General features: G+C 63.7%; 20 protein-coding genes. 13 read left to right on the forward strand and 7 right to left on the reverse strand.

Annotated elements, in window-relative coordinates:
• The first annotated feature begins 6 nt into the window (after positions 1-6).
• The 6 genes from D8767_RS26010 to D8767_RS26035 all read left to right on the forward strand — a co-directional run bounded on the left by D8767_RS26010 (position 7) and on the right by D8767_RS26035 (position 3,872).
• Positions 7-312 (forward strand): MazG-like family protein, encoded by a 306-nt coding sequence (locus tag D8767_RS26010; RefSeq protein WP_009685784.1) that lies wholly within the window; start codon positions 7-9, stop codon positions 310-312.
• On the forward strand, positions 309-1,058 hold the full coding sequence (locus tag D8767_RS26015; RefSeq protein ID WP_016715412.1) for a methyltransferase domain-containing protein: 750 nt from the start codon (positions 309-311) through the stop codon (positions 1,056-1,058). The genes D8767_RS26010 and D8767_RS26015 overlap by 4 nt, the downstream gene beginning before the upstream one ends.
• A 21-nt stretch (positions 1,059-1,079) precedes the next feature.
• On the forward strand, positions 1,080-1,715 hold the full coding sequence (locus tag D8767_RS26020) for a DUF4136 domain-containing protein (RefSeq protein WP_016715411.1): 636 nt from the start codon (positions 1,080-1,082) through the stop codon (positions 1,713-1,715).
• 19 nt (positions 1,716-1,734) lie between these two features.
• Positions 1,735-2,304, forward strand: coding sequence for a DUF4136 domain-containing protein (locus tag D8767_RS26025; protein ID WP_016715410.1), 570 nt, complete (start codon positions 1,735-1,737; stop codon positions 2,302-2,304).
• Between the two features lie 204 nt (positions 2,305-2,508).
• Positions 2,509-2,979 carry a prepilin peptidase gene (locus D8767_RS26030; protein WP_016715409.1) on the forward strand — a complete coding sequence of 157 codons (471 nt, stop codon included), beginning with the start codon at positions 2,509-2,511 and terminating at the stop codon, positions 2,977-2,979.
• A 119-nt stretch (positions 2,980-3,098) separates the two neighbouring features.
• Positions 3,099-3,872: a response regulator transcription factor gene (locus D8767_RS26035; protein WP_122048519.1), complete on the forward strand. Its 774-nt coding sequence runs from the start codon at positions 3,099-3,101 to the stop codon at positions 3,870-3,872.
• A 68-nt stretch (positions 3,873-3,940) separates the two neighbouring features.
• Here the strand turns inward: D8767_RS26035 and D8767_RS26040 are convergent, their stop codons facing one another.
• On the reverse strand, positions 3,941-5,596 hold the full coding sequence (locus tag D8767_RS26040) for a ShlB/FhaC/HecB family hemolysin secretion/activation protein (RefSeq protein ID WP_016715407.1): 1,656 nt from the start codon (positions 5,594-5,596) through the stop codon (positions 3,941-3,943).
• 91 nt (positions 5,597-5,687) lie between these two features.
• Positions 5,688-8,042, reverse strand: coding sequence for a peptidoglycan glycosyltransferase PbpC (pbpC, locus tag D8767_RS26045; protein ID WP_063977315.1), 2,355 nt, complete (start codon positions 8,040-8,042; stop codon positions 5,688-5,690).
• Between the two features lie 77 nt (positions 8,043-8,119).
• Between pbpC and D8767_RS26050 the strand changes: the two genes are divergently transcribed.
• Complete coding sequence (locus tag D8767_RS26050) at positions 8,120-8,413, forward strand: hypothetical protein (protein ID WP_016715405.1); 294 nt, start codon at positions 8,120-8,122, stop codon at positions 8,411-8,413.
• 46 nt (positions 8,414-8,459) lie between these two features.
• Here D8767_RS26050 and D8767_RS26055 read toward each other — a convergent pair whose 3' ends face one another.
• Positions 8,460-13,361 carry an alpha-2-macroglobulin gene (locus D8767_RS26055; protein WP_016715404.1) on the reverse strand — a complete coding sequence of 1,634 codons (4,902 nt, stop codon included), beginning with the start codon at positions 13,359-13,361 and terminating at the stop codon, positions 8,460-8,462.
• A 179-nt stretch (positions 13,362-13,540) separates the two neighbouring features.
• On the opposite strand from D8767_RS26055, the gene D8767_RS26060 reads away from it, so the two are divergent.
• The 3 genes from D8767_RS26060 to D8767_RS26070 all read left to right on the forward strand — a co-directional run bounded on the left by D8767_RS26060 (position 13,541) and on the right by D8767_RS26070 (position 15,785).
• A complete protein-coding gene (locus D8767_RS26060) occupies positions 13,541-14,890 on the forward strand; it encodes an MATE family efflux transporter (RefSeq protein ID WP_016715403.1) in 1,350 nt (449 codons plus the stop codon).
• Between the two features lie 144 nt (positions 14,891-15,034).
• Complete coding sequence (locus D8767_RS26065) at positions 15,035-15,376, forward strand: polymorphic toxin type 44 domain-containing protein (protein ID WP_085985044.1); 342 nt, start codon at positions 15,035-15,037, stop codon at positions 15,374-15,376.
• Between the two features lie 16 nt (positions 15,377-15,392).
• Positions 15,393-15,785 carry a hypothetical protein gene (locus D8767_RS26070; RefSeq protein WP_230852939.1) on the forward strand — a complete coding sequence of 131 codons (393 nt, stop codon included), beginning with the start codon at positions 15,393-15,395 and terminating at the stop codon, positions 15,783-15,785.
• Between the two features lie 37 nt (positions 15,786-15,822).
• Here D8767_RS26070 and speA read toward each other — a convergent pair whose 3' ends face one another.
• From speA to D8767_RS26090, 4 genes are all read right to left on the reverse strand, one after another.
• A complete protein-coding gene (gene speA, locus D8767_RS26075) occupies positions 15,823-17,736 on the reverse strand; it encodes an arginine decarboxylase (RefSeq protein WP_016715402.1) in 1,914 nt (637 codons plus the stop codon).
• 151 nt (positions 17,737-17,887) lie between these two features.
• Positions 17,888-18,259, reverse strand: a complete 372-nt coding sequence (locus tag D8767_RS26080; RefSeq protein WP_016715401.1) for a translation initiation factor Sui1 — start codon at positions 18,257-18,259, stop codon at positions 17,888-17,890.
• Between the two features lie 227 nt (positions 18,260-18,486).
• On the reverse strand, positions 18,487-19,023 hold the full coding sequence (locus D8767_RS26085; RefSeq protein ID WP_016715400.1) for an NUDIX hydrolase: 537 nt from the start codon (positions 19,021-19,023) through the stop codon (positions 18,487-18,489).
• Between the two features lie 2 nt (positions 19,024-19,025).
• The gene (locus D8767_RS26090; RefSeq protein WP_016715399.1) at positions 19,026-20,093 is read right to left on the reverse strand and encodes a DUF2333 family protein; all 1,068 of its coding nucleotides are present in this window, start codon (positions 20,091-20,093) and stop codon (positions 19,026-19,028) included.
• A gap of 248 nt (positions 20,094-20,341) precedes the next feature.
• Here D8767_RS26090 and D8767_RS26095 point away from each other — a divergent pair, with 248 nt between their 5' ends.
• From D8767_RS26095 to D8767_RS26105, 3 genes are all read left to right on the forward strand, one after another.
• Positions 20,342-21,700 (forward strand): diguanylate cyclase, encoded by a 1,359-nt coding sequence (locus D8767_RS26095; RefSeq protein ID WP_016715398.1) that lies wholly within the window; start codon positions 20,342-20,344, stop codon positions 21,698-21,700.
• A 1,312-nt stretch (positions 21,701-23,012) separates the two neighbouring features.
• On the forward strand, positions 23,013-23,792 hold the full coding sequence (locus D8767_RS29810) for a methyl-accepting chemotaxis protein (RefSeq protein ID WP_372237809.1): 780 nt from the start codon (positions 23,013-23,015) through the stop codon (positions 23,790-23,792).
• A 163-nt stretch (positions 23,793-23,955) separates the two neighbouring features.
• Entirely contained in the window at positions 23,956-25,728 is a 1,773-nt protein-coding gene (locus D8767_RS26105; protein WP_016715396.1) for a protein-disulfide reductase DsbD, read from the forward strand.
• The last annotated feature ends 152 nt before the right edge of the window (positions 25,729-25,880 follow it).

Genomic DNA, 25,880 nt, shown 5'->3' on the forward strand with positions numbered 1-25,880 from the left:
ACCCCGATGAATCTGCAAGAACTCACCCAACGCCTGCACCAGATCCGCGACAACAACGACTGGCGCGGTTTCCACAGCCCGAAGAACCTGGCCATGGCCGCCAGCGTCGAAATGGCCGAGCTGGTAGAAATTTTCCAGTGGCTGAGCGAAGACGAATCGCGCCAGCTGCCTGCCGACAAACTGGCCCACGCCGGCCAGGAGGTCGGTGATGTGGTGCTCTATCTGTTGCTGCTGTGCAGCGAGCTGGGCTTGGACATGGACCAGGTGGTGCGGGCCAAGCTGGCCGACAGCGAAAGGCGCTTCGCCCGATGAATGACCGTCACTTCGATGAGCTGGCCACTCGCTTTGCCGAGAAGATCTACGGCGGTGCCAAGGGTGCGATCCGCCTGGCCGTGCTGCAAGCCGACCTGGCCGAGGCACTGCCCGATCGGCCGCTGCGCATTCTCGATATCGGTGCCGGGCTGGGCCACATGGCCTTGTGGCTGGCCCAGCGTGGTCATCACCTGACCTTGGCCGAGCCTGCCGCGCCGATGCTCGATGGCGCCCGCGCGCGCTTTGCCGAGGCTGGCCAGACTGCCACGTTCATCCAGGCCCCCTGGCAAGACCTGCTCGGCCAGCTCACCGAACCTTACGACCTGGTGCTATGCCATGCCGTACTCGAATGGCTGGCAGAGCCTGAGAGCATCCTGCCCGTACTGCACCAGCTCACGGCGCCTTCCGGGTGGCTGTCACTGGCCTTCTACAACCGCGACGCCCTGGTCTATCGCAACCTGCTCAAGGGCCATTTCCGCAAGTTGCGCAGCAACCGGCTGGAAGGTGAAAAGCAGAGCCTGACCCCACAGAAACCGCTTGATCCACGCGCGCTCAAGGCGCAACTTGATCCTATGTGGCAAGTTGAAAGCGAAAGCGGTGTGCGGGTGTTCCACGACTACATGCCCAAGGAGTTCCAGGGCAAGGCCGAGCTGCTCGACCTGCTGGAAATGGAACTGGCCCACCGCCGCCACCCCGCCTTCGCCGGGCTTGGCCGCTACCTGCACTGGGTGTGCCGCCCCCGCTAACCCACCCTGCCGGAGGAGTTCATGCCGTACCGTCTGTTGTGCCTGGCCCTGCTGCCATTCGCCCTGGCTGGCTGCCAGGGCAGCAACCCGTATGTGGCCAGCAGCAGCCCGCTGCCTCCGGCCCCCGCCCAGGCGGCCACCACCTTCGACGCCAGTGCCTACCCGGCACCCGCCCGCGATTATGGGCACTACCGCAGTTGGAGCTGGCGCAACGGCGAACTGCCCAGTGGCTCGGCCAATGCCGACCCGGCGCAACTGGCCGATGCTGTCAGCGGGGCACTCGACCAGCATGGCCTGCGCCCCGCCCGAGGTGCCACCGGCGACCTGCTGGTGAGCGCCGACATGCGCCTGGAAAAACGCTTGCGCCAGGTGCGTGACTACGACACCTACGACCCGTACTACGGCCCCTACCCCTACGGTGGCGTGGGCTATGGTGGCTATCGCCATGGCTACGGGGGTTATGCCAGCGTGCCCATCGTACGCACCTACGAAGTGGACGTGATGGTAGTGCGCATCGACCTGTACGACGCTCGCAGCGGTCAGCCGGTATGGAGTGCCAGCGCCGAAAGCGGCAGCGACAAGGACTCGCCGCGTGAACGCGAAAGCGCCCTGCGAGACTCTGTGCACAAGGCGCTCAGCGGCTATCCTCCCAGTTAATCGCTAACGGAGAACCATCATGTTGCGCCGTCTCGTTCTACTGTCATTCGTGTTACTGCTTGCAGCCTGCTCCAGCAACAACGTCCAGCAGGATTTCGATGCCAGCCGTGACTTTGCCGCTTACCGCAGCTGGGCGTGGCAGGAACCGGGCCTGCAGTACCGCCCGGACGACCCCCGCATCAAGAGCGACCTTACCGAGCAGCGCATCCGCCAGGCGGTAGCCGACCAGCTCGACCAACGTGGGCTGCGCCCGGTCCAGGGTGGCGCACGGCCTGACCTGACGGTCCGCACCTACCTGATCGTCGAGCAGCGCCAGCAGCAGATCACCACCAACTATGGCGGTGGCTGGGGTGGCTATTGGGGCGGTTACTGGGGTGGCCCGATGTACAACGAAACCCGCAGTGTCGACTACAAGGTCGCGACCATTCAGGTGGATATGTTCGACGGGCGTGACGGCAAGCTGGTGTGGCGCGGCAGTGCCGAGCAAATCATGAACAACTACCCGCCAAGCCCGGAAGAACGCAACAGCGCCATCCGCAATACTGTGAACAAGGTATTGGCCAACTACCCGCCGGGTAGCAAGAAATAAGCCTCAGCCCTTAATAGTGGGAGCACCTTTTCGCGCCCCAAGGTCGCTCCCCCACTTAAACGGTGTCAAGAACGACAAAATCCATTTCGACCACGCCTTTTTCCCGTTCCCGCCCACTCCCTCGCAGGTTCCCGTCTATCTTCACTTAAGGAAACCTGACTGACCGGGTAGAAGTGTTCAACTTTTGGGAAAGGCGACCTGCCAATGCAAAGCATTGTTCTCCTGCTGTGGCTTGCCTTGTGCTCCGAACAGGATGTGCGTCAACGCCAGATCTCCAACCTGCTGACCCTGGGCGTGGCAACGGGCGCTCTGGTCTGGCTGTTCGCCACCGGTCGCAGCTGGATCGGCGCCGAGGCCGCCGATGCCGGCTGGGCGCTGGCCATCGTCATGCTGCTGACCTTGCCGGGGTACATGCTCGGCCGCTTCGGTGCCGACGACGTCAAGCTGATGGGCGCGCTGGCCCTCGCCACCAGCCCGCAATACGTGCTCGGCACCTTCATCGGCGCCGGCGTCAGTGTGCTGGTGTGGCTGCTTACCCGCCGGCGTCTGTGGACCCTGCTCAACCCCAAAGTAAAGAAGCGGTTGCAAACCCTGACTGAAGAAATGGGCGACAAACAGGCCTTCGTACCCTATGTGCTAGCAGGTTTTCTTCTAACGGCGGTATGGATCCAATGAGCCAACCTATGGTCCGATACCTTGTACATGCCTTGTACAAAATCGCAACGTAGGGCTATTTTTAAGCTGCCAGAGCGTCTGGCCCGGGAGCAGGGCCGCATACGAACAGGGAGTTGATCGTGTCCAGACCTTTCAGTGATGTGAAGATTTTGGTGGTCGATGACCAGCCAGTCATCGTCGAACAGCTATGTGAGTTTCTTGAAAGCCGGGGTTACCACTGCCTGCCGGCCCATTCCACCGACGAAGCCCTCGAGCGCTACCTGGCTGACGAGGCCATTGGCCTGATCATCTGCGACCTGCACATGCCCGACCGTGATGGTATCGAACTGGTTCGCGCGCTCAAGCAAATCACCGGGCAGCGCATGTTCGAAGCCATCATGCTGACTGGGCGCGCGGAAAAACAGGATGTGATCCGCGCCCTGCGTGAAGGCTTTGCCGATTACTACCAGAAGCCCACGGACCTCGATGAACTGCTCGAGGGCGTGCGCCGCCAGGAAGAGGCCCTACTGGAGCGCCAGCGCAACTTCCGCGCCTTGGGCGGGTTGAACCAGCGGTTGCAGAATCTGGCCGACTCGGTGGACGAATTGTACCAGGACCTGGAAAAGGCCCGCGGCCAAGGCACCCACCGACGCGCCAGCGATGTGGAAGACAGTGAGAGCGAGCTACCGGCAGCGTTCGAGAAGCTATCGCCGCGCCAACTTGAAGTGGCACGGCTGGTGAGCAAGGGCAAGACCAACTACCAGATTGCCTGTGAGCTGGGCATTACCGAAAACACGGTGAAGTTGTATGTGTCGCAGATACTGCGCCTGACCCACATGCACAACCGCACCCAGTTGGCACTGGCACTGACGCCCAGTTCGTCACCGGTTCACCAGCGGTTTACTACCCACTAAGTGACTGCTTCAAAATTGCCGGGGCTGCTTTGCAGCCCATCGCGACACAAGGCGCGCAAAGCGCCCCCCTACAGTTGAAGGCCAATACTCAAGGTCAAGCGGGGGGCACGGTCCAGACTGTCCAACGCCACATCCGCCAGCGGTTTTGCCACCTCCAACGCAACATTGAAAAGCCGCCCATCCCCCAACCGTACACCCAGTGCCGCCGAAGCCAGGTGGGCATCCTCCACCGATCCCCGGTTATGCCAGGTCTGCGCCGCATCCACTGCCAAATAGGGCTGAACCAGCGCCAACCTGCTACCCCGCATGCTGTAGCTCACCTCGTAAGCCACACCCCACCCCTTGTCTCCGTCGGCCTGATCACGGGGATAGCCACGCCCGAAGCTCTGCCCACCAAACCCCACCCGTTCGCTATCGGGTAGCCGGTCATCACTCCAGTACAACGCGCCAGACACTACACCCTGCCAACTCGCTGACAGCGGGTCACTTTGCAGGGCCGACAACCTGAACCGCAAAAAGTCCATGTCGTAGTCGGCATCGCTGCGGGCGCCCAGGTAATCCAGGCCTTGGTAGACCCCGGCACTGACCATGCGCAGGCGACTACCTTCCACTTTGCGCCAGTCGCCCTCGAATGACAGCGCGCGCACAGAAGTGTCGTAGTCCCGTGACGAAGACTGCCGCTCTTCGACATGTTCGCTGACCGCATACACGTGCCCCTGCACGGCCAGCCATTCATTCGGCCTGACAATCACGGGTTGGCGCAGGCCTATCGCATAGCGTTGGCTGTCACGCTCACGGGTGATGTCGCGGCCATCGTCCAGGCGGATTCGCGTGCCCGGCTCACTGCGGTAGCGCGAAGCCGACAACAACAGTTGGCTGCCGGCCTCGTCCAGGTGCTGGCTGTAATCCAGCCGTTGGTAATGCACCTGGTCATCGCCTGGGGGCAGTAGCAGGCTGGCCTGGAACTGTTCGGCAAAGCGGGTCTGGGCATTGCTGGTGGCCGTCAGCAGCGCCTGTGCATCATCGCGACTGGAGTCTGCCAACGTAACAGCGGCGCTGAACGGTTTGTGCCGCGCATGCACGGTCAAAAGGGCCGCACCGTCACCGGTTCTTGCCATCGCCAGCTCAGCCTCTATCGACACGCCGGGCAAGCGCCCTGCCAGCCCCAGGTAGCGTTCTAGCGTTTCGCGGGTCAGCGGGCGCTCAGCCTCAAGGCGTGCCAATAGCTGCCGGAGATAGTCGCTGGCCGGGCCGATATCACCGTCGATGTGGTAATCGCGGATGTAACCCTCGACCAGCACCACATTCACCCGGCCCTCGGCCACATTCTGCGGTGGCAGGTAGGCATAGGAAAGCAGGTAACCCTCCTGCCGATAGCGCTGGGTTAGCTGCTGGGTGTACTGCTGCAACTCGCCCAACGTGGTCTGGCGCCCGACCAGCGGCTGGTAGTGCTCGCGCAGATCACTCAAGGGGAACACCGTGCCCCCCTCGAAACGCACTTTATGCACAACGACGGGCGTGTCCGCAGGTGCCCAGTCAAGTCTTTCGCCAACCGGCCCGGCCAACCTCAGGTTGGGGCTGATGGGGCGGTAGGCCTCTATCGGCAGGTTGGCAGCAGGCAGGCGCCGTTCGTATTCATGGCTGTCGAGAAAACCCGGCAATGGCTCTGCGTGGGCAGCAAGCGCCCAAGGCAACAACAGCAGGGGCACGGCCAGAGGACGCATAGGGCGCTCCATGTTCCCTTGGTTACGGGGCGCCAGCCGGTCACACCCGTTATCTGCAAGCGTAGGTGCTGGCCCGAATGCCGTCGAACGCCTACTCGCTGACCTGGAACGCCACCCGCGCCGTCTCGCCGCTTTCATCCAGCGCGCTGAGCTCGGCCTGTCCGACCTGCGGCAAGCGAACCAGCAGGCTGTCCTGCCCCTGGGTTTCGCCCAAGGGCTGGCCATTGAGGAACCACCAGCGCCGCCCGCCCCCGCCCAAGGCCGATACATAGAGTTGCAACGGCTCGCTGCTGGTGGCCGGGCGGCGCAGGTTGTCGCCGGGGCGCACGCCGACGATCGACAGCGGCGGTGCGCTGGCCGGCACCTGCGGCGGGCAGGCCGGGTCGATGGCCGGCAGGCGCGCCGCGCGCCGCTCGACACGGGGTAGCCAGGGCTCCAGCGGGGCCGGCCACAACGCAATGTCACGGGCCTTGGCGCTTGGGCAGCTACCATCCACACGCAGCCCCTGCTCGTTGACCCACACGCGCTCACGCAGGCCCAGGCCCAGCGGCTGATCGGCAGCTTGCAGGGTTGGCGGCGTGGTGCCATCCAGGGTCCAGGCAAAACGCTGACGCCGGCAGTTGGGGTCCTGCTTGCTCATCGGCTGGCCCAGCGGCCAACAGATCGCCGCCACCCCGATATTCGCCGGCACCCGCTCCACCGGCACGCTGATGCCGCGCTGGCTGTCGCGGTTGCTCAGCAGGTCATGCACCTGCAGCATCAGTGGCGCCGCCGAGGCCAGGCCGAACTGGCCGGGTACGGGTGTGCCGTCCGGGCGGCCGATCCACACGCCGATCAGGTAGCGCGGGCCCACGCCAATCGACCAGGCATCGCGAAAGCCATAACTGGTGCCTGTTTTCCAGGCCAGTTGCGGGCGCTGCACCAGCTCGGCGTGCGGGTCGCGGTCGGGGCGCGCCTGGCCACTGAGAATGCGCCGGATGATCCACGCCGCCCCCGGTGACAGCAAGCGCCGCTCTACCAGCGGCTCCTGAGGTTGCAAGCGCACCCTCGCGCTGTTGCCACCGCGCGCGAAGGCTGCATAACCACCCACCAAGTCTTCCAGACGGCTACCGGCGCCACCGAGGATCAACGACAGGTTGGGCTCGGCCAGCGGCGGTAGTATCAGCGGCATACCCGCCATGCGCAGTTGCGCGGCAAAGCGTTTCGGGCCGTAGGCCTCCAGCAATTGCACCGCCGGCAAGTTGAGTGACAGGGCCAGCGCCGAACTGGCCGACACCGGCCCGCTGAAGCCCATGGAGAAGTTACCGGGCCGGTAGTCGCCATAGCGGCGTGGCACGTCCTGCAGTAGCGATTCGGAATGGATCAGGCCATCATCCAGCGCCATGCCGTACAGGAACGGCTTGAGCGTAGAACCGGGTGAACGTAGCGAACGCACCATGTCGACATGCCCGAAGCGGCGCTCATCGGCCAGATCAATCGAGCCCAGGTAGGCACGCACCGCCATGGTCTGCGCCTCGACTACCAGGATGGCTGCCGAGGTACGCTCCGGCAGGCGCGCACGCCAGCCCAACAGCAGGTCTTCCAGGCGCCGCTGCAGTGCCGCATCGAGGGTGGTGCGGATCAGCGGTGGGCTGTCGGCGCTGTTCAGCCGTCTGGCGAGCAAGGGCGCCAAGGCGGGCCCCTGACGTGGAGCCAGCACCAGCGGCTCCTCGGCTGCCTCGCGGATTTGCTGCGCAGGCCATACCTGGTATTCGGCCAGGCGCTGCAGCACCTTGTCGCGGGCACGCTGGGCACGCGCAGGATGGCGGTCCGGCCTTAGCCGGCTGGGCGCCTGTGGCAGTACCGCCAGCAGCGCTGCTTCGGCCGGGGTCAGGTGCAAGGGTGATTTGCCCAGGTACGCCCAGCTGGCTGCGGCAACCCCCTGCAAGGTGCCGCCAAAGGGTGCGCGGTCAAGGTAGATCTGCAGGATTTCGCGCTTGGACAGATGCCACTCCAGCTGCGCCGTACGCCACAGTTGGCGCAGTTTACCGGCCAGGGTACGTTCATGCGGGTCGAGCAGCCGTGCCACCTGCATCGACAGCGTGCTGCCGCCCGACACCACGCGTCCGCCGCGCAGGTTCAGCCAGGCGGCTCGGGCCAGGGCCAGGGGGTTGACCCCGGGATGGCGGTAGAACCAGCGGTCCTCGTAAGTCAGCAAGGCCTGCAGGTACAACGGCGTAACTTCGTCAGGGCTGACCGGGTAGCGCCAGACACCCTCGGCATCGGCAAAGCGCCACAACGGCGCGCCGTCTTCGGCCACCACCACCCGGGCCAGGTCGTCGCCCGGCATGGGCAGCGGCCAGATCCGGTCAGCCAGCCACACCAGGCCACACAGCACTAGCAAGCCGATTACCGTGGCACGCAACCACTTGCCCGCACGCGTGCATGGCCGCGCTAAGCTTGGCATCGGGAACCGACCTGGCCAGGTGATGGCCAAAGGCTTGGGAACGGCAACCTCGCCGAATCGTTCATCAGGAAACAACTATGCATGTAGAAGGTTTTTTCGAGTGGCTGGGCCAGGCACTGGGGTCGTTGATCCGCTTCATCGTCGACGCATTGAGCGGGCTGTTCAACCTGCTGGCCAATGCTGGCGGCAATTTCATCGACGGCCTGGCGCGCACACTGGGCATGGACACCTCGCTGCTCAGCATCCTGGCCCTGATCGTCGGCCTGATGCTGCTGTACTCGGCCATCCGCGCGTTCATGCGCGCCTCGATCATCCTCGGGATCATCTGGCTGGTGCTGGGGCTGTGGGTGATGAGCTGGGTGATTCACTGATGGTAGAGCTGCCCTGCGCGACCCAGTGGATGCGCAGGGCAGATTCTTACCGGGCTTTTACGGTCATCTCCCCTTGCCCATCCCCCACGGCCTGCAGGTTCGGCCGGTACATCGACTCAACCTGCGGCGGCGGCACACGGTAGGTGCCCGGGGTCACCGCCCGCGCCAGGTACAACAGGTGGGTGGTGCCGTAGCCGTCGAGCTTGAGCGCGGCAACATAACGGTCATCACGGTACTCCTGGTGCACCACGCTGGCGTTCTGCATCGACTCGCGCCATTCCTTCACCGCGGTGCTGGCGTTGTCCAGGCTGGCGGCACTCTGCGCCAGGTTCTGGTTTTCCAGCTCCAGGCCTGCGGGCAGCAAGTCCACCACCAAGGCATCCGGCACGCGGTCTTCGGCCTTGAGCGCAAGGTGCACCAGCACCAGGTCGCCGCTGCGCAGGTTATGCAGGTCCAATGGCTGGCCATTCATGCCCAGGTACTCACGGCGAATCTGCATACCATTGCCGCCGGCCGCAGGCGCCTGACGGGGGTAACCAGACAGGGTGAGTTGCTGGTACAGCGTCTCGCTGCCTTCGTTCTGCACGCTCAGCGGCGAAGCCAGCAGCGGGCCTTCCAGCTTCATGCCGGCTTCGGCATTGTTGAACTCGCGCACCTCGCCAGCGCTGTCCAGGCGTGCCTGCCACTTGCCTTCCGGCTTGCCCAACAGGCCACGGCCGGCAAGGAACAGTGCATTGCGCTCCTGGGTCGACAACCAGCGGTTGGCCGCCAGTTCGTCCGACAAGGCGAACAGCCGCTGGTCGACCTGACTGCTGGCAAGGTTGCTCTCCTGCAACAAGGCCAGGATCAACGCCTGATCACGCAGTGCGCTGCCGTAGTCCGCCATCCAGCCTTTGCCACGGCTGATGCCCAGGCCCGCCTGCAAAGCCTGCTCGGCTCGCGGCTTGTCGCCCATCTTGTCCAGTGCCACTGCCAGTTGTACCAGCGGCAAGCCGGAACGCGCATCGGCACGGCGCTCGAACAGGCCACGCAAGGCACCCAACGGCGCCTGCTGACTGCGCGACAGCACCAGCGCTGCATAGGCCTGCACGGCGAAGCGGGTGTGGTCGGCGTTTTCGCTGTAGTCCACTTCGATCAGGTTGCGCTCTTGCAGGTAGCGCAGCAGGCGCTCGCTGGCCTTCTTCAACGCCTCGGCCGGCACGCCGTAACCCTGGTCACGGGCACGCAGCAGGAAGTCGGTGACATAGGCAGTCAGCCAGTACTCTTCTTCGCTGTCCGAACTCCACAGGCCAAAGCTGCCGTTGTAGCGCTGCATGCCCAACAGGTGCTCGATGCCCATCTCGATCTTGCGCTTGCGCACGTCCGCCGGCTCGCCCTTGATGCCCAGGCGCTTGAGGCTGTCGGCATCGGCGTACAACGACGGGTAAAGGCCGCTGGTGGTCTGCTCAAGGCAACCGTAGGGGTAGGCTTCCAGGGCGCGAATCTGCTCGGCCAGGTTCAGCGGCGGCCGGCTCGACAAGGCCAGGCTCGCTTCCAGGCCGGCAGGCTCGAAGGCCGCCAGGTCCGCCTCAGGCAGGGTCCAGGGTTGGTCTTTCAAAGCCACGCGGTAGTGTTTGAGCATCGCCGGGTAGGCCGGGCGCACGCCCAACGTCCACTCCCGTTCGAACGCGGTGGTCGGCTCGTTTGGTAGTTGCAGGCCTGTGATCCGCACATGCACCTTGCCTTGCCCCAGGCCGCCCTGGGCCTGCACCGGGATCATCAGTGTCGAACGCTGGCCTTCAGTCAGGGCTACGTTCTGTACGGCACTGGCCACGAGGCTAAGCTGCCCCTCGGTGGTGATTTCAACATTCAGTTGTTGAGCGCGGCCCGACAGGTTGGCCAAATCCAGCGCCAGACTGGTGCGGTCGCCTCCGGCCAGGAAGCGCGGGGCCGAAAGCTCGGCAATCAGTGGCGCGGCCACCACGGTCTTGCCTTCGGCCATGCCGAAGTGTTCTTCGGTCCAGGCCTGGGCCATCAGCCGCAGCTCGCCGTTGAAGTCCGGGATATCGACCGTAGCTTCGCCCTCACCCTTGTCATCCAGAGTCACCGGCAAGCTCTGCTGGGCGACGATGGTCACCGTGGTATTAGGGCGCTTGCCCCCTTTGGCCATGGCCGCGTCACCACCGAACGCCAGGCTGGCCAGGCGGCCCTGCCCGGCTTCGATCAGCTGGCCGTAGATATCCAGTTGGTCGGCACCGTAGGCCTTGCGACCGAACAGGCTGGCGAACGGGTCGGGAGTTTTAAAATCGGTGATGTTGAGGATGCCCACGTCAACCGCCGACACCAGCACATGCACTTGCCTGGGCACGCTGCCATCCGCATTGGCGGCCTTCACCTTCACGGTCAGCGGTTGTTTCGGGCGCATCTTGTCTGGTGCCTGCAGACTCACCGCCAACTTGCGCTCAGCGCGGTCCAGCGGCAGGTGCAGCACACCCACCGAACGCTTGGGCGTGGCGTTGGCCTTGCGCTCACCCGGGCGGATCACCAGCGCGCTGATATACAGGTCGTGGCGGGCCCAGGCTTTGTCCAGTTGCACATCGAAGGTCTTGCCTTCGGCGGGCACGTCGATTTCCTGCCACCACAGCGGGCCATCGCTGGACTCGATCATCAGGTAGCCGCTACCTGCGGCAGGCGGGGTGACGGTGACCTTGGCCGTGGCACCGTCGGCGTAGGACGGTTTGTCCAGCGCCAGCTTGACCTGGTCGGGGCGTACGGCACCGCCTTCAGCGTTGTCCTGGGCACGGTAGCCGGCCCAGAAGCGTTCGCTGGAAACCAAGCCAGTTTGCGGGTCTTCCACCTCGACGCGGTAAGGGCCCCATTCAACCTGGAAGCTCAGCTTGGCAGTGGAGCCGGCCTTGACGCTGACCGTCTCTTCGCTCTGGGTGAGGAATTTTTCGTTGTAGGCGTAGCTCCAGCCGTCGCTCTGCGAGTAGTTCCAGTAGTAGTCGCGGCGCTCACGAATCAACCGCACCTTGAGGTCATCGGCCGCCAGCTTGTTGCCATCGCGGTCGGCCACCAGGAACTCGAATTCCACTGGCCCGTCACTGTCGGTTTCCTCGCCATCGAACAGGCCACGCAGGCCCGGCAAGCGCTCGGCTGGCCAGATCGGCTGCTCCAGGCGCCGGGTGATCGGACGGCCACCCGACTCCTGCAAGCTGGCTTGCACGGTCAGTTGCAGCGGCGAGCGGGCTTCGGCCCAGCGGCTTTCGATATCGACCACCGCCTTGCCCGCCTGGTCGAGGGTGACTTCGTCCAGTTCCAGATCCTGGTTCAGCTCGGTTTCGGTGACCGAGCCAAACTGGTAGCCCGGCAGAGCGGGCACCGCCTCGCGCAGCGGGCGCACATAGGCCTGGCCACTCAGGCGATTACCAGCAGCCGGGGCGCCATAGAGGTAACGGCCATTGACCTGGATGCGCGCATCCTCATCCGGCGACAGTGGCGTGCTGCTCCCCTTCAGCTCCAGCGCCAGTCGCTCAGGCAGGAAGTCTTCGACGAGGAACTCATACACCTGCTTGCGCCCGCCGCCCAGGTCGAGCAGCAACTGCCAGCGCCCGGTCGGGGCTTCGGTGGCCAGTTGCAGCTGGTATTGGTACAAGCCATTGCTGTCGGCTTCCCAGACGAACTTGCGGCTGACCTGCTCATCCGGGCGGCGCACTTCCACGCTGACGGGTTGGGCTTTGACGGGTTTGCCGTCCTGGTCGCGCAGCAGGCCGTTGAGCAGCACGGTTTCGCCTGGGCGATACAGGTCACGCGGGCCGAAGATGAAAAACTGCAGCGGGTTGGCCTGGGGGCCGGTGATGTCGAATTCGGCCAGGTCCAGCGCGGCGGTGTTCAGGCGCAGCAGGGTGGTGTGCACACCTTGGGTGGCGATCAGGGTATCGGCCTTCGGGGTGATCGGCAGTTGGGCGTGGCCTTTGCCATCGGTACTGGCCTGGGCCAGCAGCTTGCCCTTCTCGTCATGGATTTCGAGGTTGACGCCGCTCAACGCCTTGCCGCCTTCCAGCGCCTGCGCGAACACGTCCAGGCGGTCGCGGTAACGGTGTGCCGACACGCCGATGTCACTGAGGGTGAACAGGGTCGCCGGCTGCGAGTAGTCGTAGGTGCCCGAGGCGCGCATCACTGCCAGGTACACACCCGGATCCTGCAGTGGCTTGATGCCGGCGATGGGCAGTAGCACGGTTTCGCGGGTGTTACGGGCAGGGTTGAGGTCGAAGCGGCCGCTGTAGACCAGCTCGGCCATGTCCAGGGTTTCCTTGGACTGGTAGTAGTACAGGCTGCTGTTGCGCCCCCAGCTGGCCAGGAAGGTCGAGAGCATTTCCGGCTTCACCCGGAAGAACTCGACATCGACCTTGTCGACGTTGAGGGCAATCACCGGCAGCCCTTCGGCCAGGCGTGTGGGCAGCAGCGATCCACGGCTGGCAAAGCCGATGGTCGGCTGCATGTCGCGGGTTTCCAGCTGGGTGACCGACTCGCTGTCCAGTTGCTTGCCGTTGACCGCGAGCAGGCCCTTGTCCACGGTCAGCACCAGCTTGCGCTGTGGTTCCAGGTGGCGCAGGCGCAGTTCCATCTGGTTGTCAGAGAGTTCCCAGGCGCCGTCGAGCTTGCCTTTGACGGTATCGACCAGGTGTACCTTGGTGGCAAAGTCCTGCTTGGCATCCAGCGGTGCGGAGAAGCTGATCGACAGCGTGGCCGCACCATCGAGCTGCACTTCGGATACGTCCAGCACCGTGATTTCGCGGCCCTCGTAGCGCTTGGCGAGCACGGCGGGGTCTTCGCGTTTGGGGGCAGCGGCTTCGGCGGGCGCTGTAGCAACAGGCTTCTGCGCCGGCGCAGGTTTGTCTGGCGTGGAAGAGTCACAGGCACTGAGCAAGGCCAGCGCGCAGGCCAGCAACAATCCTTTGTTGAACATGGAGTAGGAACTCTTTGGCAGCGTGTATGTGAGGGCAGCAACTATAGCGCAAGGTCGGGTGCAACACCCGGCGTTGCGCGCGAGGTGAGACCATGGTCGCGCTAAATGGTTGCCTGGTCGTTACACTGCGGCATTCGATAAGGGGGCCGCATAGCGGCCCCAAGTCTCATGGAATGCAAATGTCCCAACTCTTCACTGACTGGCGCCACCGCCCCACCCACCGCAAGGTCTGGGCATTGGCCGCGCCGATGATCCTGTCCAACATCTCCGTGCCGCTGGTAGCCCTGGTCGACAGCGCGGTCATCGGCCACCTCCCCCACGCCCACCAGCTGGGCGCCGTGGCCGTGGGCGCCACGCTGTTCACCTTCATGGTCGGCCTGATGGGTTTCCTGCGCATGGGCTCTACCGGTTTCGCCGCTCAGGCTGCCGGCCGTGGTGATGGCGCGGCGTTGCGCCAGGTGCTGGTGCAAGGGTTGCTGCTGGCGGTCGGCTTCGCCCTGCTGATTGGCCTGCTGGCCCTGCCGTTCAGCCAGCTGGCACTGCAGGCGATGCAACCCAGCGCCGCCCTTCAGCAATCCACTGAAGACTTCTTTCATACCCGCCTGCTTGGCCTGCCCGCAGCACTGGCCAGCTACGCGCTGGTCGGCTGGTTCCTGGGCACCCAGAACGCCCGGGCACCGCTGGCCATCCTGCTGACCACCAACCTGCTGAACATCATCCTGAACCTGTGGTTCGTCCTGGGGCTGGACTGGGGGGTGCTGGGTTCGGCGCGGGCCTCGGTGATTGCAGAATGGAGTGCTGCCCTGCTCGGCCTGTCCCTGACCCGTCCGGCGCTGCGGGCTTACCCAGGGCAGATCGTGTGGGCAGCGCTCAAACGCTGGCAGGCCTGGCGACCGCTGCTGTCGGTCAACCGCGACATCTTCCTGCGCAGCCTGGCGCTGCAACTGGTGTTTCTGCTGATTACCGTACAGGGCGCACGCCTGGGCGAGGCCACCGTGGCTGCCAACGCCCTGCTGCTTAACGGCCTGCTGTTGACCGCCTACGCGCTCGACGGCCTGGCGCATGCGGTCGAAGCCCTGTGCGGCCACGCCATCGGCGCCCGCGACCGGGATACCCTGCGCCGCTCGCTGGTGGTCGCGTGTGGCTGGTCGCTGATTACCAGCCTGGGATTTGCCGCACTGTTCTTGCTGGGTGGGCACCTGTTTATTGACTTACAGACCGATATCGAGAGCGTGCGGGCGGCGGCTTATCCCTACCTGCCGTACCTGGCATTGCTGCCGTTGATTGCGGTGTGGAGTTATTTGCTGGACGGTTTGTTCATCGGTGCGACCCGGGCGCGGGAGATGCGCAATGCAATGTTGGTGTCAGTCGCGATTGCACTGCCGGTGGCGGTAGGCATGAGCGGATTCGGCAACCATGGGTTGTGGTTGGCGTTTCTCGGGTTCATGGGGTTGCGGGCGGTGACGCTGGGGTGGGTGGGGTGGAAGTTAAAAGATCAGTGGATCGGCGGGCAAGGAAACACAATATGAAAAAGATGTTTGGTTGACTGTTTCCAAGCCTCAGGCCGATAAATGCAGCACCCAAGGAGGGGCTTATCTTAAATGCCTACGAGCAAGGAGCCATCATGTACCCTCCACCCGCGCCATCAGGTGTATCTGTTCTAAGCAAGCAACATGCATGCTGCAAGCCGAGAGCGTAACTACTTCAAGAATGGGGGCAATGCTTTCCTAGTGTCATGGTTCTATTCAAAGGTTAGAAATCGAGGTGAATGGGACTACAAGCAACAGGGAAGAGAGTACGAGGCCTTAGGCAACTTCAACTATGGAGCAACTGGAACTGCTGCGGGTCTTTCCGAAGCGTTCCTATTGCGGGGTGCCGGATGGGCACAAAACCGAGCGGGCACCAGTGACTCATCCTTTGGATCATGGTGGGGTGAGTCTCCTTACGGTGATGATCCTGGAGACCAGGAATGGATCAGGAAAGGTATCGAATATGCCAAGTCACACGGCTACTAGGTGGCTGATAGGAGGATTGTTTGTACTCACCCTTGGGCAAGCCCTATGGATTTTCTCCGCAGGTTCAACTCCAGCACTGACCAAGATCGTATCGGCAACGCCAATTAGCAAACACAGTGCCGTTTATGAAGTGCTCAGCGATGCTGGCGGTGCAACGGTGCCGATGACCTACCTGTACTTTGTAGCTGAAAAAAAACAGCCAGATGATCAGGCATTGCAGAGCCTTCGGACGCTTACGCCCTTCCTCGTCACTCGACAATCAGGAGCAGTGAAATACGTTGAGGGTTTGAGAATATCGGCTCGCACAGAGGAACAGGTCTACAGCTATTCGAGTACCACAGCCCTCAGAGAAAATGGCGCAGTCTTGCCTGTTACAGTCGAGCTCACCGCAACGGCTCGACAAAAGTAAAAAGCTAAAAGGGGCCGCATAACGGCCCCTTTGATTCTCAGGAGGACAGATAGGAAGACCGGGTCAACCCAAGACGCAACGCATCCAGGAACTGGGTCCGCTCCCGCGCAGTGATCTTGGCACTGGCCACCTTGTCGCGGTAGTGGGTCATCAACTCCTCCGGCGACAAGTGCACATAGCGCAGCATGTCTTCGATGGTGTCGTGGGTTTCAATACCGGCGTGGTACACGCTGCCATCGGCATTCTGGTAGATGTTCACCGAGTCGGTATCACCGAACAGGTTGTGCATGTCCCCCAGGATTTCCTGGTAGGCACCCACCAGGAACACGCCCAGCAAGTAGTCCTCGCCCTCTTTCACCGCATGCACCGGCATGCTGGTCTCGATGCTCTGCTCGTCGACGTACTGGTTGATCTTGCCGTCGGAGTCGCAGGTCAGGTCCTGCAGCACCGCACGGCGCATCGGCTCTTCGTCCAGGCGGTGCAGCGGGATGATCGGCAGCACCTGGCCGATGGCCCAGGTGTCCGGCAGGCTCTGGAACACCGAGAAGTTGCAGATGTACTTGTCGGCGAGCTTGTCGTTCAGCTCGTCCAGTACCTGGCGGTGCGAGCGCTGGCGGGCCTTGAGCGAGTTGTGCAGGCGGCGGCACACGGCAAAGTAGCACTGCTCGGCCAGGGCTTTCTCGCCCAGGGTGATCTTGCCATCGGCATACTGCGCCGCCACGTCACCCATGTAGTGGGTGGCGCGCCAGTAAGTCTCGGTCACCATCTCGATGTCGGTCGGGCCCAGCAGGTCGACCAGCCACTGCACGGTCTCAGGCAGGGCTTCCTTGTTCTCGATGGTCGGCACGTCGTCGTTGTGTTTCTCGACGTCGGTGACCTGAATCACCAACATGGCGTGGTGCGCGGTCAACGAACGGCCACTCTCGGAGAAGATGTGCGGATGGGGCAGGCCCTGCGCGTCGCAGAACTCCTTGAGCATGCCCACTACCACGCCGGCATAGTCATCCATGTCGTAGTTGATGGAACTGGCATTGCGCGAGTGGGTACCGTCGTAGTCCACGCCCAGGCCACCGCCAACGTCGATGTGGTCCACCGGCAGGCCCAGCGCACGCAGCTCGCCGTAGTAACGGATGGCTTCCTTGAAGCCGTGCTGGTAGTCGGCCAGGTTGGCGATCTGCGAGCCCATGTGGAAGTGCAGCAGGCGGATGCCCTGGTCCAGGCCAGCATCGCGGAAGCGCTGCACCACGGAGAGCAACTGAGCGGCAGACAAACCGAACTTGGACTTTTCACCACCGGTGTCGGCCCACTTGCTCGAAGCCAGCGACGACAGGCGCACGCGCAGGCCGACCTGGGGTTTCACCTTGAGCTCGGCGGCTTCTTCGATCACCAGAGCCACTTCCGACTCTTTCTCGATGACGATGAACACGTTGTGGCCCAGCTTCTGGCCCATCAGCGCCAGGCGGATGAACTCGCGGTCCTTGTAGCCGTTGCAGACGATGGTGCCGCCCTTTGGCGCCAGTGCCAGCACGGCCAGCAGCTCGGGCTTGGAGCCGGCTTCCAGGCCAATCGAAACATTCTGCGTGGCGATGATATTTTCCACCACCGCTTCTTGCTGGTTGACCTTGATCGGGTACAGCGCGGTGTACTTGCTCTGGTATTCCAGGCGCGCGATGTTGGCGTCGAACGCGCCGGTCAGCTGGCGAACGCGGTCCTGCAGAATGTCGGGGAAGCGTACCAACAGGGGCAGCGACAGGCCGCTCTGACGCAGTTCGTCGACCTGTTCGAACAGGTCGATCGGCGCGCTCTTGGGGCCGTTGGGGCGCACTTCGACGCGCCCGGCTTCATTGATGGCGAAATAACCAGCGCCCCAATGGCGGATGCCATAAACACTGCGGCTGTCGGCCACGGTCCATTGGCTACCATCGTCTTTGCGTGTGCGTCGTACGGACATTCAAGTCCCCTATAGATAAGTCGAAGACACTGCCCCGCAGGCAGCGGAGCGAGTGTAAAAGCTGAAAATGACGATTCATCCGTGCTCAGGCATAGACCTTGACCACGGGAACGAGTTTAGAAAGCGCTGGGCAAAAAATCGCGCGATGGCCTCAGCCGCCGGACTTTTTCGCCTTGAAACCCTGTTTGGTCAGCTCGCCGATCAACAGCTCGACATGATCGCCCTGAATCTCGATCACCCCATCCTTCAGGGCGCCGCCGGTACCACAGCGGCGCTTGAGCGTGGTCGCCAGCTCCTTGAGCTGGTCGAGCGGCAGCGGCACGCCGGTGACGGTGGTCACGGTCTTGCCCCCACGGCCTTTGCTCTCACGGCGCACACGGGCAATGCCGTCGCCTTCGGGGATGATTTGCTGCTTGCAGATGCAGGCGTCCACCGGCTGGCCACAGTCGGGGCAGTGTCGACCGGCATCGGTGGAGTACACGAGACCGCCAAGGGCGGAAAAAGAAGAAGCTTTCTTGGACACTTTTGTTCCTCTGTGCTGAGGACAAAAACTGGCCGCGCCTTGGGGTAGAGGCCGACCGCGAAGCCCCACTCTGGCAGGGGCGGCGCTACTGCCGCAAGTGATGCAGCAGCCCGAAAAGGGCGCGCAGTGTAACGATAAAAAAGGCGATTGCTAAGTACTGGATTGCGGCATTTTGCGAATGTTTTGCGACGCCATTCGACACTGGGACCGCTTTGCGATCCCCTGCGTCATCCCAGGCTGGCTTTATAGCGCTGCAAAGCCGCCAACGAGTCGGGGCAATAGGGCTTGGTCAGACGCTCTTGCTCAGCCTGCTCAAGCCCAATGAACCGCGCCTCGATCACCTCTTCCGGCTGCAAGCGCAACGGCGCATCCGATACCGCCGAATACACCGCACACCACAACCGGTTGTCGGGCTGGTCAAAATAGAACCGCTCGTGAAACCGCAGCTCCACCCCTTCAATCCCCAACTCCTCGGCCAGCTCACGCGCCGCCGATTCGGCATAACCCTCACCGGCTGTCACCATGCCGCCCGCCGCCACATCCCAGTACCCCGGGTACAGCGCTTTGCTCAAGGTCCGCCGGTGCACGCACAACTCACCGGCGCTATTGAACAGCAGAATGAACGTGCAACGCCCGATCAACCCCCGCTCGCGCAGTTCGGCGCGGGGCAACGCTCCAAGCACCTGATCGGCTTCGTCCACCCAGGTGACCTGTTCGCGGTCGGAAGCCGCCCGGTGGGCGGCCTCGTTTGGGCTTATGGCCATTATCAACCCTGCGACAGCAGCTGACGCAGGTCGATGACCGCAGCGTTAGCCCGGGAAATGTAGTTGGCCATGACCAGCGAGTGGTTGGCCCACATGCCGAAACCACTGCCGTTGAGCACCATCGGGCTCCACAGCGGCTCTTGCGAGGCTTCCAGCTCACGAATGATCTGACGCACGCTGACCGTGGCGTTCTTCTTCGCCAGCACGTCGGCAAAGTCCACCTCGATGGCGCGCAGCAGGTGCGACAGCGCCCAGGCCTGGCCACGGGCTTCGTAGAACACGTTGTCGATCTGCAGCCATGGGGTTTCCACCAGCTCTTCGTCCACCTGCGGCGCCTGGCCGGCAACCACCGACTCGGTCTTTAGCGTGGTGTTCAGCTTCACCCGGCCAACGCTGGCCGACAGGCGCTGCGACAGCGAGCCTAGGCGGGTAGCCACGTCACCCAGCCAGTTGTTCAGGTTGTCGGCACGGGTGTAGAAGATCGCGCCCTTGTCGCCGGCAGCCAGACGGGTCTGGTAGCGGGTCAGCGACTTGATGCCCTCTTCGAACTCCGACTCGCTCGATGGCAAGATCCAGCTCTTGTTGTCGAAGTTGAAGCGCGGCTCGGCCTTGGCCAGGTCGGCGTCCTCGGTGGACTGCGACTGCGAACGGGCAAAGTCCTTGCGCAGGGCGCGGGACAGGTCGCGGACCTGGACCAGCACGCCGTATTCCCAGCTCGGCATGTTGTCCATCCACAGCCCGGGCGGGAAGCGGTCGTTGGAAATGTAGCCGCCCGGCTTGTTCAGCAAGGTGCCGGCCACGGACTTGAGGGTTTCGAGGGTGGTATAACCCACCACCATCTGCTGGCCGGTGCGCTCGGCAGCGGCTTGGGCATTCTGCTGCACCGGGAACAGCGCAGGCTCCTGGCTCCAGTACCAGCCCAGGCCGATACACACCAGCAGGTACAACCCGATAAGGGTCCCCAGGGCACGGCTCCAAAGGCCGCCAAGGTAGCTACGGGCAGCAGCGCCGCGGCCATCGACACGCTCGCGGGGCTCGGCTTTGGCCTCGCGATTTTTCCAGTCCAGCATGGCTTTGTCCTTAATCAGTCACGACGGTTCAGAGGCTTGGACCACAGGCCTGCGCCAGGGTGCCACGGCAAGCCCGTGTGACAGCACTATAAAGCAGACACCACCGTACGCATAAGCGACCAATCGGTCAGCAACTGAATATTCGTTCTGGCCGCTTTGTTGATGCAGGGCACTCACGTATTCGGTAAGAGCTGCTAGCATACAGCCATCATTGCCCCTGCACACCCCAACCTATAAGTAGCCAGGACATGAGCCAAGCAGTCGAGCCGAGCCCGCAGTGCCCCGCCCAACAGGCGACGCGTAGCGGCCTGCGCAAGGATGACCCGCTCGACCAGGTGCTGCTGCCGCCCCTGCGTAAACCGGTGTACATCCTGCTGCAGGACCACGAGCGTGCCCAGCGTTTGGCCCAGCAACTGGAATTCTTCGGCCTGGTGGTGCAAGCGCTGCCAAGCGCTGCGGCGCTCTGCGCTTCGATCAGCGAGTACTCACCCTCGGCCATCATCATGGACGTCGACTTCACCGGCGCTGGCCAAGGCTTGCTGCTGGCCGTCCAGGTGCAGCAGGCGCTGGCGCAACCTGTTCCGCTGCTGTTCTTCAGCCACCACGAAGCCGACACCCCGACCCGCCTGGCCGCCGTGCGCGCGGGTGGCCAGGACTTTCTCACCGGCAGCCTGGAGGCTTCCAGCCTGCTGGAGAAGGTCGAACTGCTGACCAACGCCAGCCCGCACGACCCGCTGCGCGTGCTGATCATCGACGACTCGCGCACCCAGGCCCTGTATACCGAGCGGGTGCTGGCCAGCGCCGGTATGGTAACCCGCAGCCTGACCGACCCGATCCGCACCATGGCAGAGCTTGCCGACTTCCAGCCCGACCTCATCATTCTCGACCTGTACATGCCAGCCTGTACCGGCCCGGAGCTGGCCAAGGTGATTCGCCACAGCGACCGCTACGTGAGCGTGCCGATCATCTACCTGTCTGCCGAAGACGACCTGGACAAACAGCTGGACGCCATGAGCGAAGGCGGGGATGACTTCCTGACCAAACCGTTTCGCTCACGCCACCTCATCACCACCGTGCGCAACCGCGCCGCCCGTGCCCGGCACCTGAAGGCGCGCATGGTGCGCGACAGCCTGACCGGGCTGTACAACCACACCCACATCCTGCAACTGCTGGAAGACTGCAGCTTCCGCGCCCGCCGTGAACAGCAACCGTTGAGCTTTGCCATGCTCGACATCGACCATTTCAAGAAGATCAACGACCGCCATGGCCACCCCATGGGCGACCGGGTGATCAAGAGCCTGGCCCTGTTTCTCAAGCAGCGTTTGCGCAAGACTGACTTCATCGGCCGCTACGGCGGCGAGGAGTTCGCCATTGTCATGCCCAACACCGCGCTGGACGCAGCACACAGGGTGCTGGACGAAATCCGCCGGCGCTTTGCCGAAATTCTCTACCCGGCACAACCCCGGGATTTGCAGTGCACGTTCAGTGCAGGTGTGGTGCAGCTGGATGACGGGCTCGATGCGCTGACCATGGCCAGTGCGGCGGACGAGGCGTTGTACCGGGCCAAGCATGCCGGGCGCAACTGTGTAGTGCGTGTAGAACCCTGACCAGTTTCACCAGTACAGGCACTGTGCCACTTTTTTTCTGACGCCAGCCCCTTGTCGTCATCACCCGGTCACAAAATCGCAATAACTTCAGGCGCCTACCTCTACTCCCCTGCGCAGGAAGTTCGCGGCTATGCGCCTGAAGTGGCTGACCAATTTCAACACCCTGTTACTGGTGACCGTGTGCCTCGCCTTGGGCGCCACCTTGTGGTGGTCGCAGCGCGCCCTCGAGCGCCCCTACCAGATGATGGAGCGTTACCTGGGCCTGTCCCAGCAGTTTCAGAACCTGGCGGCACGCAACATCCAGGCGTACCTGGCCAGCGGCGACGCCCTGCGTCATGCCGCCGCCATGGAGGCCAACCAGCAGCTGCAGGCCGCCCTGGCCGAATGGCCCGTTGAGCTGGCCGACACATTACGCCCAAGCCTGGACAGCCTGCAGGCCTTCACCGCCAATGAGTTGCTGGCCGCTGGCAAGCTGGCCGGTGACCCACAAGCCCTGCTGCTGCAGGCCGAGCGGGAGCTGGGAGCCAACGTCGAACAACTGGCCGGCTACGCTCGCGACAGCGGCAACGCCGATGCCAACCGCTACCTGTTGCCATTGCTCGATGCCACTGTGCACCTGAGCCGCCTTTCGCTGGCCCGGGACAAACTGGTCAATAGCGGCCGCCCGGAGCTTGCCGACGAGGTGGAGCGCGAGCTGCAACTGATCCGCGCCCAGGCTCAAGCCATCGATGCCTTGCCCTTGCTTGGCGTAACCCGCGCCGCCGAGTCCGGTGCCGACGACTTCGCCGCGATGATGGGCCTTGAGACCCAGGCCAATGCCCAGCAGGAAGACATCGCGGTTGGCCTAAAGCGTGAACTGCAAAGCCTGCTGAGCCGCTACCCGGCTGAATTGCAGCGTACCCGCGAACAGATCGAACGCCGCGGCGCCCTGGCCGCCAGCACTAATCAACGCCTTGAGGCCGTGCAGCTAGCCATTGCAGCATTGGAACCCGAAGTGCGTGGCCAGCATGCGAAAATTGCCGCCGAGGTGCGCATCATCCAGGGTTTGATGATTGGCTTGATCCTGCTGATCGCCTTGTTGATCGACACCCTGCAGCGCCGTCTGACGCGTACCCTCACCGGCCTGGCACCCGCCTTGTCACGGTGGGCCGAAGGCGACTTCGCCCAAGGTATCGCCCTGGGCAAGACCAACCGCGAACTGCGCGACATCCAGGAATCGCTCAACCGCCTGCGCCAGTACCTGGTGGAACTGGTCGGCACCATCCGCCACAACGCCGAGCAAGTGGCGGGCAGCAGCCACGCACTGGCCGGTATGAGCGCCGCCCTGCACGACGGCGCCGAACGCCAGGCGGGCGATACCGGGCAGATCCGCGACGCCCTGGGCGAACTGGAAGCGACCATTCAGCAAGTGGCAGGTGATGCCAGCGCCGCCGCCGACGCCAGCCGCGATGCCGGGCGTGCGGTGGAGCAAGGCCAGGCGGTGATCGGCCAGAGCCTGTCAGGTTTGCGTGAACTGGTTGATGAAGTGCAAGGCAACGCCCGCATGATCGAGCAACTGGCGGAAGAGTCGGCCACCATCGGCGGGGTGCTGACGGTGATCCGCTCGATTGCCGAGCAAACCAACCTGCTGGCGCTGAACGCCGCCATCGAAGCGGCGCGTGCGGGTGAGATGGGCCGTGGCTTTGCCGTGGTAGCCGATGAAGTGCGCTCGCTGGCTCAACGCACCACGGGGGCTACCGGCGAGATTCAGGCACTGATCGACCGCCTGCAGCAAGCCGCGAGAAGTTCGGTAGCAGGGATGCGTGCGCAGCTTGAGCATGCCGAGGCCACAGCCAACCAGGCCCAAGCGGCAGATGGCGCGCTGGACGAGATTGTCTGCGCCATTCGCACCATCTCGGCTACCGCCGTGCGGATTGCCGATGTCACGGCGCAGCAGAGCGGCGCGGTGAGTGAGATTCGTGACCACAGCGAACGGATTCATGAGTTGGGTGAGGACAACCTGCAGCGCATTGGTGAGGGGCGCGAGCAAGGCGAGCAGTTGTTGGGCCTGGGCGGTGAGCTGAATCGGGCGGTGCGGGCGTTCAGGGTGTGAACTGGCGGGTGCTCGCCATGACATGTGCAGTGCCTGGGAGATCGAGCGCCGCGCGGGCGGCGCTCGATCTCCCAGGCGCTAAAAATGTCATGGCAAGCCCAGCTGGCCCCATCCTCCACCAACTCCGCTATCATGCCGGCACGTTCCACCTCGCGAGTCCGCCATGCGCCGCCTGTTTTTCCTGCTGTTCCTGCTGCTGGCCAGCCCTGCCTTCGCCACGGGCCTGCTCGACAACCGCCCCAGCGCCACCCTCGGGGCCGCTTCGCTGTCCAATAATGCCGACTTCCTGCCGGTGCACGAGGCCTTCAAGCTCAGCCTGATCCAGGCCGATGCGCACACCCTCAAGCTGCGCTTCGTCGCCACCGAGGGCTACTACCTTTACCGCCACCGCTTCCAGTTCCGCACCGAGCCGGCCGACGTTGCCCTGGGCACGCCGAACATCCCCAAAGGCGAAGCCAAGCACGATGAGTTCTTCGGCGACGTCGAGGTTTACCACGGCGTGGTCGACATCGAACTGCCGCGCACCGACCCGCGTGCCTTCACCCTGCTGGTGGGCTACCAGGGTTGCGCCGACAAGGGCCTGTGCTACCCACCGGAAACCGAACGCCTGAGCATCAATGGCGAAAGCGGCGCAAATACGCCGGGCGCTGCCGAACACGCCTGGAACTGGAAATCACTGCTGCTGTTCTTCCTTGCCGGCGTCGGCCTGACCTTCACCCCGTGCGTGTTGCCGATGCTGCCGATCCTGTCTGGCGTGGTGCTGCGTGGCCAGGTCGGCGGCCTGCGCGGGCTCGCTCTATCGCTGGCCTACGTGCTGCCGATGGCGGCCAGCTTCGCCGTACTCGGCGCGCTGATGGGCCTGTTCGGTGCCGGCCTTAACCTGCAGGCCCGTCTGCAATCGGCCTGGGTGCTGGTGCCGTTCGCGCTGTTCTTCGTGGTGTTCGCCCTGGCCATGTTCGGCCTGTTCGAAATCAAGCTGCCGCAGGCCCTGAGCAACCGTCTGAACAACGTCGCCAACCACACCAAGGGTGGCTCGCTGCTCGGCGCGGCCGTGCTCGGCGTGCTTTCCAGCCTGCTGGTTTCGCCGTGCGTATCCGCCCCCTTGGCCGGTGCCCTGCTGTACATCAGCGCCAGCGGCGATGCCGTGGGCGGCGCGCTCAAGCTGTTTGCCCTGGGCCTCGGCATGGGCGCGCCATTGCTGTTGGTAGCCACCGGTGGCGCAGCCTGGCTGCCCAAAAGCGGCCCTTGGATGAATACCGTGAAAAACGCCATCGGTGTCCTGCTGCTGGGGCTGGCCATCGGCTTGCTCAGCCGCGTGCTGCCGGGCCCGCTTACCTTGCTGCTGGTCGGTTTCCTCGCCGCTGGCGTGGCGCTGTTCCTCGGCGCCCTGGAGTTCGTTGTAAAAAGCGCACGCCAGCGCCTGGCCCAACTGCTGGGCCTGGGCTTGCTGGTCTACGCCCTGGCTTGCTGGTATGGCGCGCTGAGTGGCCAAGGCGACCCGCTGCGCCCGCTGCCGGTTGCAACACTGGCGGTCAGCGGCGACAGCCCGGCGGCAAAGGCGGATGCCTGGCAAACCATCACCACTCCCGCCGCACTGGACGCGGCGCTGGCCCAGGCCAAGGCGGCAGGCCAGCCCGTGCTGCTGGACTGGTACGCCGACTGGTGCATCAGCTGCAAAGTGATCGAGCATGAAGTGCTGAACGCGCCACAGGTGCAAACGCAGCTGACCGGCTTCAAGTTGGTGCGTTTCGACATCACCGAGAGCAATGCCGAGCAACGTACACTGCTCGACCGCTATCAGCTGTTCGGCCCCCCCGCCTTGCTCTTCTTTGCCGCGAACGGCAGCGAAATGACCGCCGATCAGGTGATTGGCGAGATAAACGCCGGTGAATTTGCGCAAATTCTGACACGCGTGCGCGGGAAAGTCGGTCTATAACTTCCCCCGTGCCGGGAAAAATCCTGAAATAGGTGACCAGATTTAAGTATTTGGTCACATACTTCGCGCGAATCTCGGACATCGTGCTGGCTACTGCCGGGAACTGGACACCTGCCGTCGCTTTGCGGCACACTCGCCGCGCTGTGTCGAAT

Origin of the sequence: Pseudomonas sp. LTGT-11-2Z, from assembly GCF_003691445.1 — a bacterium.
Lineage (GTDB): Bacteria > Pseudomonadota > Gammaproteobacteria > Pseudomonadales > Pseudomonadaceae > Aquipseudomonas > Aquipseudomonas monteilii.